General features: G+C 65.6%; 7 protein-coding genes. 4 read left to right on the top strand and 3 right to left on the bottom strand.

The window, feature by feature from the left end; genetic code table 11:
• Positions 1-165: 165 nt before the first annotated feature.
• On the top strand, positions 166-759 hold the full coding sequence (locus tag QMF80_RS37505) for a Mu transposase C-terminal domain-containing protein (protein ID WP_502963005.1): 594 nt from the start codon (positions 166-168) through the stop codon (positions 757-759).
• Between the two features lie 201 nt (positions 760-960).
• Positions 961-1,608, top strand: a complete 648-nt coding sequence (locus tag QMF80_RS37500) for a hypothetical protein (RefSeq protein WP_283461853.1) — start codon at positions 961-963, stop codon at positions 1,606-1,608.
• A gap of 234 nt (positions 1,609-1,842) precedes the next feature.
• Here QMF80_RS37500 and QMF80_RS37495 read toward each other — a convergent pair whose 3' ends face one another.
• Both QMF80_RS37495 and QMF80_RS38515 read right to left on the bottom strand, forming a co-directional pair.
• The gene (locus tag QMF80_RS37495) at positions 1,843-1,968 is read right to left on the bottom strand and encodes a transposase (protein ID WP_502963004.1); all 126 of its coding nucleotides are present in this window, start codon (positions 1,966-1,968) and stop codon (positions 1,843-1,845) included.
• Positions 1,969-1,993: 25 nt separating this feature from the next.
• Entirely contained in the window at positions 1,994-2,344 is a 351-nt protein-coding gene (locus QMF80_RS38515) for an undecaprenyl diphosphate synthase family protein (protein ID WP_502963006.1), read from the bottom strand.
• A 61-nt stretch (positions 2,345-2,405) separates the two neighbouring features.
• Here QMF80_RS38515 and QMF80_RS37490 point away from each other — a divergent pair, with 61 nt between their 5' ends.
• Positions 2,406-2,885 (top strand): helix-turn-helix domain-containing protein, encoded by a 480-nt coding sequence (locus tag QMF80_RS37490; protein WP_283461851.1) that lies wholly within the window; start codon positions 2,406-2,408, stop codon positions 2,883-2,885.
• A gap of 29 nt (positions 2,886-2,914) precedes the next feature.
• Here QMF80_RS37490 and QMF80_RS37485 read toward each other — a convergent pair whose 3' ends face one another.
• A complete protein-coding gene (locus QMF80_RS37485) occupies positions 2,915-5,563 on the bottom strand; it encodes a DEAD/DEAH box helicase (protein ID WP_283461849.1) in 2,649 nt (882 codons plus the stop codon).
• A gap of 836 nt (positions 5,564-6,399) precedes the next feature.
• On the opposite strand from QMF80_RS37485, the gene QMF80_RS37480 reads away from it, so the two are divergent.
• Positions 6,400-7,629, top strand: coding sequence for a S1 family peptidase (locus tag QMF80_RS37480; protein WP_283461847.1), 1,230 nt, complete (start codon positions 6,400-6,402; stop codon positions 7,627-7,629).
• The last annotated feature ends 470 nt before the right edge of the window (positions 7,630-8,099 follow it).

Raw genomic sequence — 8,099 nt, 5'->3', positions numbered from 1 at the left:
ACCAGCGGCCGTTCCTTCACGCGACGTTGCTCGACACCTCGAAGCGTGAAGAACGGCCGTCCCGCTGTCCCCGGAACGAACCAAGATCAGCAGGTCGGGTGACCAGCGAGGTTAAACAAAAAGCTGAAGGGCACGGTTGAGAACCTCAACCGGTGCGCGCAGCGCATGCTGTTCGCCTCACTGCCCCGCTACACCCACCAGCCCACGGACACGCCGCGTCCCCGGGACCGGTCCAAGGACACGACCCGGCCGCTGTCGTTCACCGCGTTCGTCGAGATCCTGCTGGACTGGGTGTCCTGGTGGAACGCCGAGCACACCTCGCAGGCGCTGGACGGCCGTACGCCGCTGGCGGCATGGCAGGGCGATCCGACACCGCTCCAGGAAGCCGATCCCGCCCTGCTGTGGGCGTTCACCCTGGAAGGCGATGGCCGCATTCGCGCGCTCACCACCAGCGGGGTGCGCTGGCGCAGTCGCTACTACGTCGGCGACTGGATGACCGGACTGGCCGGTGCCGGGCTACGGGTACGCGTGCGGCATGTTCCGCACCACGACCACGAGATCGAGGTCTTCGACGCCGTCGTCACCGGTACCGGCCGCGTGTACAGGAGCCGCTCCAGCCCGTCACCTATCACACGCACCATCCCACCCGCCCTCTCCGGCACAGCATCCCCAGTCCCAGCAGGTCCACGATTCCTACGACCGGGTGGCGGCGGAGCCGTATCCGGCATACCGCTGACGCCGCGCTACCCCTTGCGGTAGAGAGCCTGTCCGTAGCCGTGCGACGTGGTTGCGACCGGTACGACGCCCGGCCGCTCCAGGTCCTGCGCGCGGGCTGTGCGTGAGCGGCAGCCCGTGTACGCCGAGGCATTGGCCGTGTCAGGCAACGGGGGCCCCGGTGTCAGCGGGTGTGAAGCCGGCTGGCACGATTCGAGCTTTGGGATTCGACGTGGGGGAATGGGCGTGCTGGTTTTCATGCGGGGAGGAGTAGCGCTCCTTGTGTTGTCTGCTGCAGTAGCGGGTTGTACCAGTGGTGCGCCGGCCGGGAAGGGGGGTTTTGCGCTGACTTCCGCGGAACTGTCGGACGCCCTGCTGACGGGGGAGCAATCCGGGTTCTACGCGACGCCGCAGGAAGAGCCCTTGCTGGAGGACGTGGACGTGGTGACGGCGGCCGATCCTTCCTGTCAGCCGCTGGCCGACCTGACGAGCGTCACGCCCAAGCACGTGCCCGTCGGGACTGCCTGGGCAGCGCTTGAGGTTCGGGGCGCAGCCACGGAGGGCAGCGTCGTACTCACCAGCTACGCGCGGGGTGAGGCGGAGGCCAAGATGGGCGAGCTGAAAGCCGCGCTCGCCACGTGCAGGGAACTCTCGGCTTCCTCCAGGCGCGGCTGGTCGGAACGAACCAGTGTCGTGGCGTTGCCTTCCGTGTCGGTCGGGGACGAGTCCGTTTCCTACTCGGTCACCAGCGCCGAAGCCCCCGGCAAGGGGCGGGTCATGACGATCGTGCGTACCGGTGGTTCCATGGCGGTCTATCTCATCCCTGCAGAAGTGAATAGGTCCCCTGCCTCCCTCATGAAGCAGCAACACAAGAAGATCCACGCGGCTGGCTGAGCCGTGCCGCGCGGAGCGGTCTCCCTGCCCAGCGGTTCGCCTCAGAACTCGACCGGGGTTCCTGGTGACGGTCCCCGAGGCGTCCCTCGCCGTGACCTGATCCCCCTGGTGCCACGAGCGGCCGGCGCATGGAGTGGCGGTCCCGCCCCGATCCCGGTGCGGGACCTGTCGGCATTCGGCGATCACGATGTACCTGGTCTGGTCAGTGCTGCTCCCAGCGACGCCTGATCGCCACTACCGCGCCCAGTTCACGCCGAGCGCGGCGAGGGTGGCGATGCTCTTGTACGTCGCCCCGGGCGTGGACTCGTACAGGGCCACGGCATCGGCCTTGAACTCGTCCGAATAGTCCTTCATCGCCATCGGTGGTCGTCTCGCTTCCTCCGGATCAAGCAGATCCAGTATCAGCGTGTCCACCACTCAGGGGGAGGCCCCATGATCTAGATCGGTATCGTCGCCGCATGCTTGAACTGATCGCGCCCACCACCCGCCGGGTGACGAAGTCGATCCCGCGGGCGGCGCACCAGTCGACGACGTCCATGGCCTTGTGGGCTCCGACGGCGTGGCCGTCAGCGGCGGGGCGTCCTTCGAGTGCGGCCCATCGCCGGTTGCCATCGGCGATGATTCCCACGTGGCGACACCGGCGTGCCGGGCTTGTCACGGCCGGGTCGGCTGGTGTGGATCCGGCTTCGGGAACACGATGGGGATCAATCAGCTGCTTTGATATGTTTTTCTGCATGGCGGGCTTGATCGTACGCTGTCCGCAATCGTGCTGTTCGAACGAGTACTCCGAGAGATCGATGAGCAAGTCCAATTCGGTACAACCTGGCTCCCTCGCCAAAAAGTTGGGAGCGTTGATCGAGACGATGCATCCGCCCAGTCCGGCCCCGTACTCCTCCAGGCAGATAGCTCTGCTGGTACGGGCAATGGAATCTGACGGTGTCCCCGGAATCTCGCATGCCACAGTCCACAACATCCGCACGGGGGCCACCACGAATCCCGGTGCGGACAGTATCCGCGCGCTTGCGGCCGCCTTCGGTGTCCCGAGCAGCTATTTTCTCGACGGCACGTTCGACGAGGAACGAGTCCGGGGAATCCTGTCGGCTCCAGCAGCTGAGCCCGCACCCGCTCATGACGCCCGGTCAGGTCGGGACCTCAACAGCGATGACGCCCTGGCCATCGCAGCAGGCATGCAAGGCCTGTCACCCCGCTCACTTCGAGTGATGGAAGCCATCATCCAGTCTCTGCGGGAGCTGGAAGGCCTTGGGGCCCCGGGCTGACGGGTTGAGAGAACCACTCCGCCGTCTTCTCAGAGAGCCCACTCCATGCCCAGCGCCTTGAGTGCGGCCCGCTGCTCGGGGTTGAGCTTGTCCCGTCTGGTCTTGGTGTTCGAAATCCATACGCCGAGTTTCACGGTCACCGACTCCGCCTCGCCGTCGACCGCGATCTGTTCGCTGTGCCCGCGGGGGACCGCCCGGTCACCTTCTCGCTCAGTCCACTGCGTGAGGGCGGCCAGGCCGCGCTGGAACGCTTCCTGTGCCTTGCTCTCGCGTCCTCCTGCGCGCTGTGCCGCCGGGGCGGCGGGTCGTTCGGCGGGCGCTACACCCAGAGTGGTGAGCCGTTCCTGCTGCTGGCTGGATAGTTGTGTCCAGTCGCGGGCCTGCCGCTGGAGCCATTTGCCGAGGTCATCGCCTTCGTAGAGGACACCGGCCTCGATGGCGGGGAGCCGGCCGCCGGGTTCATCGGCGGCGAGGTGGGTGAGGACGCGGTGGTGGCGTTGCCAGTCCAGGGGCCAGGGACAGTTCCAGTCTTTGTCGATCGCGGCGAGCTGCTCGGCCCTGCGAAGCGCAGTGGTCTCGTTTTTGCCGAGGCCGCCGGGCCGGCGCAGGTTGGCCATCAGCTGTCCGATCGCGACCGCGGTGTCGCCTTCACCCCAGACGGCGTCCTGCCGCGGGGCGAGGTGCCCGTGGGCACGCTCGAAGGACCGCAAGGCAGCCAGCTTGGTCTCCCAGGCTTCATCCCCGGGTTCCCACACCATTCCCTCGGCGTCGAGCTGCTCCTTGCGGTGGTCCTCAAGTTCCCCGGTGCGCAGGTTCTTGCGCTGCTGGTGCACCCACCGCCCGAGCGGGAACGTCTTCGTCACCCCGACTTCGACGGTGGTGTCGTACGGGACCGCGTACAGCCCGGTGATCTCGTTCTGGGCGCGCCAGCGTCGCAGGGCCTGGTAGCCCTCCAGCCACACCAGCGACTCGGGCCGGTAGACACGGGTGCGCAGGAACGCCGCGATGGTCGCCGGGTCGCGGGGGCTGGAGAAGTGAAGCAGCGCGGACTCGGCCGCGGCGAGCACCTCGTCCTCCTGGTCCCGGCCCCCGGTGCCCCCGCGTGTGCCGATGATCTGGCCGTCCACGTCCCGCACTACATGGGGAGGCCGTTTGTCGGTGCCGTGGGAGAGGGCGCGGGAGGCGAGCTGCTCGACGAGGTGCTCGCTGTGCGAGCGCAGTCCGTTCAGGACAGCGACAAGGGGCGCGTAGCTGGCTGAGGCGACCATGTCCTCGGGGTCTTCTCCGCGTTCGAGGAAGACGGGCACGATGATCCGCGCGACCTTCGTGGTCCCGTCGGGGTTCGGGCGCAGCGCGCGGCCGATGTTCTGGACGATCTCGACCTGCGAGCCGCGGGTGTCGGCGAAGCAGACGGCTTCGACCCCGCGTTCCCCGGTGATGTCGACGCCTTCGCCGAGGACGCGTACGGAGGCGAGGAACGCGCGGTGCACGCGGTGTCCGGTCGCGTCGATGCCGTTCGCGAACTGCCGGAGTACCTCCCGCCGCTCGGCCACCAGGTGCTCCCCGCACAGCCACTGCGCCCACACCCGGTCGGCGGGGACGTGGCGGCTGCTCTCCAGTTTGTAGAAGTCGGCGTCGATGCTGGAGGCGGCCAGCTGCTGCGCGGCGGCGAGAGCGGCGTCGGAGGCTTCCGTGGCGTAGAGCTCGGCGGCGGTTTCCGGCAGCTTCGCGGCAAAGGCCGCGGCCTCTTCGACGCGCTGGTGGAACGTCATGACGGTGCGCAGGTTCAGTGCGGCGGCGTGCTCGAGGAGGGCGGTCTGCAGCAGGGCCAGGCGCCGGCCCCGCAGCGACTCCTCGGACAGACCCAGGATCGGGGCGGGGTCGCGGATCTCCAGGACGTCGATCTCGAACCCGGCGAGGATCTCCCGCTCGATGGCCTCGGCGAGACCGAGTTCGTGGACCCATTCGCCGTAGGTGCCCTCCGGGTCGGAGGTCATCGAGGCGATCTCCACCTCCTGGCCCTCGTCGCCTTTCTGCGGCCGCGGTGCGGCGAGGATGCGGGGGGTGGCGGTGAGGTAGAGCCGGAAGGCGGCCGGGATCCGGTCCTGGTCGTGGATGGCCGCCCAGGGTCGGCCGAGGTCTCCGGCCGTTCCGTGGGCTTCGTCCACCACGGCGAGGTCGAAGGGCGCCATCGTGACCCCGAACAGCTTCTCCCCGCCCGCGAGCGCGGCTTCCAGCGGCCCCCGGATCTTCTGCCCGCTGAGGTCTTCGCGGTCAACGAGGGAGGCGTAGGTGGCGAACACGACGACCGGCCCGCTCCCGGCCCACAGGGCGAGCTGGATCGGGTTCGTGGTGGTCCGGACACCGAGCTGCGCCAGGACGGCGTCGTTCTCGAGCGAGCAGACCGCGGTCATCGACGCTCGGTGTCCGGCCCTGCGCCAGGCCTGGGCGGTCTGCACGAGGAGGTCGAGGGTGGGCACGGTGACGAGGATCCGGCCGTGGGGGAAGCACTCCAGTGCTGCGGCGGCGGCGGTGATGGTCTTCCCGGACCCGGTCGCCGACACGATGGTGGCACGGGCACCCCTCTCCGGAACCGTGTACGGTGCAGGGAATCCCACCCATTTCCGGATATGGGAATTTGCTTCTACCTGGTGTTCGCGAAGCTGGATCGCTTTCATTTCCCTGCTTCTCCGATTCCGAACCTGGTGTGGTCTTTGAGACGGCTGCGCGCGGGTTGCGGAGTGCGCCGGAGCCTTTCCGCGTCGGCGAGATGCCAGCCGCCGGGTTCCCGTCCCTGGAGGGCGGCTTGTCGTCCGGTTCGTAGTGTGGCCTCGTGTTTGCAGAGGATGACGTCGCTGCTGGACAGCTCCACGGTCGGGCCAGTGCACAGGCCGTGGCGGCTTCATCCAGCGCTCTAGCGCTCGAACCGCTGAGTGGTGTGGGGGCGGGTGCGTGGCAGCACGGCCTTCCTGACGAACGGCTTCAGCCTCACGAGATCCGCCCTTTTACGCGGCCTCGCTTACGCCACATGTACAGCTATGGCAGCCGCACGCACGTCAAGGTTGGTGCTTGTGACCGCTCCTCTCAGCAGTACATGGCGCTCGTGAGTGAAGCTAAGTACGCATGCTTTGAGCCGACACGAGAGACTTGGAGAAATCTCCCTGCATGCCCTTCATTGCTTCCAATCTTACATGGTGCATCAACCGGAGTATCTCTACGATGCTGCTCTCGAACGGGCTGGCGTACGGGGCGCTAGCGGACCGGATACGGGAAGCAGAGGCTCCTGCTACCTCCTAAGGCAACCCGGGGGACAGTTCCTACCCGGAAGCGCAAGGCTTCTAGCTTAGTAGGAGTTGGCCTGGCGTGTTTGTTAGGCAGTCGATGGATCGAGTGTTGTCAGGCAGACTCTTCACTACTTCCGGCCCGGCTGTTGCCGTGTAGTATGCGACGAAACCCCGGAGTTATTTTCAGCTCAAAGGGGGAAATATGTTTTCTTTTGGGGGGATTAAGGCTAGTGCGTATCAGCAAATGTGTCGGTTTTCTTGCGATAGCTGGAATTCTCGTAACGTCTTCTAGTGCATTCGCCAGCGACTCGGCGCCGATCAATCCGGAAAACTCCGTAAATGGAATTTCGGATTACGAAATAATGGACCGTCAGGCTCCTCTTGTTGAGGCGCAGAAGAAGATTATGTCCGCCGTCGGTTCGGAGCAGGTTTCAAGTTATGCGGGCTCCTGGATGGATGCGCCTAATAATAGCTTGTCTGTTTATTGGAAGGGTGAATTCAAGGGCCCCGTAGCAGCAGCTGTCGCCGAGATCGGTAGAGGGGGAGTGCAGATTTTGGTGAAGCCTGCGAAGTTCACCCAGAAGCAGTTGTTCGAGGCGGCTCAGCGTGTGAATGAGGACCCCCAATCGAAGGCGGCGGGGGTTGTCAGAGTGATGCCTCTTTACGATGGCAGTGGCCTCGAAGTCGGGATTGAAAAGTCGGAAGCCCGCACGCTTAATTCGCCGCTGCAGTCCGGCTCGGATCGAGCTAAGGATGTGGCAGGAGTGGACGTAAAGCCTGCGAGTATCAAGCGTGTTGTGCCGTACTACCGCGAGAATGATTCGGGAGCTATGTTTGGGGGTGGTGTCATTCGGTCGTCGACCGCACTTTGCTCGTCGGGCTTCTCTCTCGTGTGGCCCAGCATCGGGAAGAGATACCTGGTAACTGCTAAGCACTGTGGTGCTGTTGGAAGCTCCTGGGCAAATGGCCAGAATATCGCTATTGGTAAAGCAGAGGGGGCGACTAACGATGCCCAGGACGGCCTGTTCATCAATGTCAGCTCTTCGGGGAACGCAATATGGGATGGGGCGGGCGCTAATCAGGACGGCCAGTTCTCGAAGCGAGTCACGAAGGTAAGCCCGAATACCCCGGGGGAGATGGTCTGCACTTCGGGAGCTATAACCGGCGCAATGTGTGGCATCCGGGTTAGTGGTCGGGTTGTAGGCGCGTACAACGTTTGGGTCGGCCAGCAGGTTAACGGCTACGTAGCGGCTGGTCAGGGAGATAGTGGCGGCCCCGTATTTTCCACAGGTAACGGATCTGAGGCCGTTGCTCTCGGAATAATCCATGGGGGTAGCGGTAACCAAGTATGCCGAAGCCCGTACAGTGGGGAATATCTCTGCTCGTCAGATATCGAGTTCACTGATATCAATGACGTTGTAGCCACATTCCCAGGGCTGCAAGTCCAACTGTCGCCCTGACACCTTGCGAGGCCCCGCCAGGCACGAGAGATTCGGGAGATGAGAGCTCATGCTGCATACCGAGCCTCTCGCGCCTGCCCTACAGTCGCAGGCGCAGAGAGTGCCCGTGGCGGAGCGCAGCGGAGCCCCAACGAACCGAAGCCTCTAGCGCGGTGAAACGGGGTCAGCTCCGTGGGAGCGAAGCGGACCCGGAGCAGTCCGGAGCGAAGCGCAGGACTCCGGCCCAAAGGGCCGGCCATTGCCGAGCACAGCGCGGCGGGACCGGACGGTGGGGGGGGGGGGAGCGGAGCGGACCCACCCAACGGGCTGTAGGCCCGGACCCCGTGAAACGGGGTCACTCAGGCCCTGCGGAGCAGGGCGTTCGGGGTGGAGCGAAGCGGAACCCCGAACCAGTCCGGAGCGAAGCGCAGGACTCCGGCCCGAAGGGCCGGTCCTGGCTCGGCTTCGCCGAGCCCCGCCGAGCGCAGCGA

The organism is Streptomyces sp. G-G2 (assembly GCF_030063135.1).
GTDB lineage: Bacteria > Actinomycetota > Actinomycetes > Streptomycetales > Streptomycetaceae > Streptomyces.
The sequence above is the reverse complement of the archived record's forward strand: the minus strand, read 5'-3'. Positions and strand labels throughout refer to the sequence as shown.

Bases quoted from the DNA above. Each gene is read 5' to 3' on its own strand.
- QMF80_RS38515 (WP_502963006.1), bottom strand. From the start codon at position 2,344: ATGCAGAAAAACATATCAAAGCAGCTGATTGATCCCCATCGTGTTCCC.
- QMF80_RS37485 (WP_283461849.1), bottom strand. From the start codon at position 5,563: ATGAAAGCGATCCAGCTTCGCGAACACCAGGTAGAAGCAAATTCCCAT.
- QMF80_RS37490 (WP_283461851.1), top strand. From the start codon at position 2,406: ATGAGCAAGTCCAATTCGGTACAACCTGGCTCCCTCGCCAAAAAGTTG.
- QMF80_RS37505 (WP_502963005.1), top strand. From the start codon at position 166: ATGCTGTTCGCCTCACTGCCCCGCTACACCCACCAGCCCACGGACACG.
- QMF80_RS37495 (WP_502963004.1), bottom strand. From the start codon at position 1,968: ATGGCGATGAAGGACTATTCGGACGAGTTCAAGGCCGATGCCGTGGCC.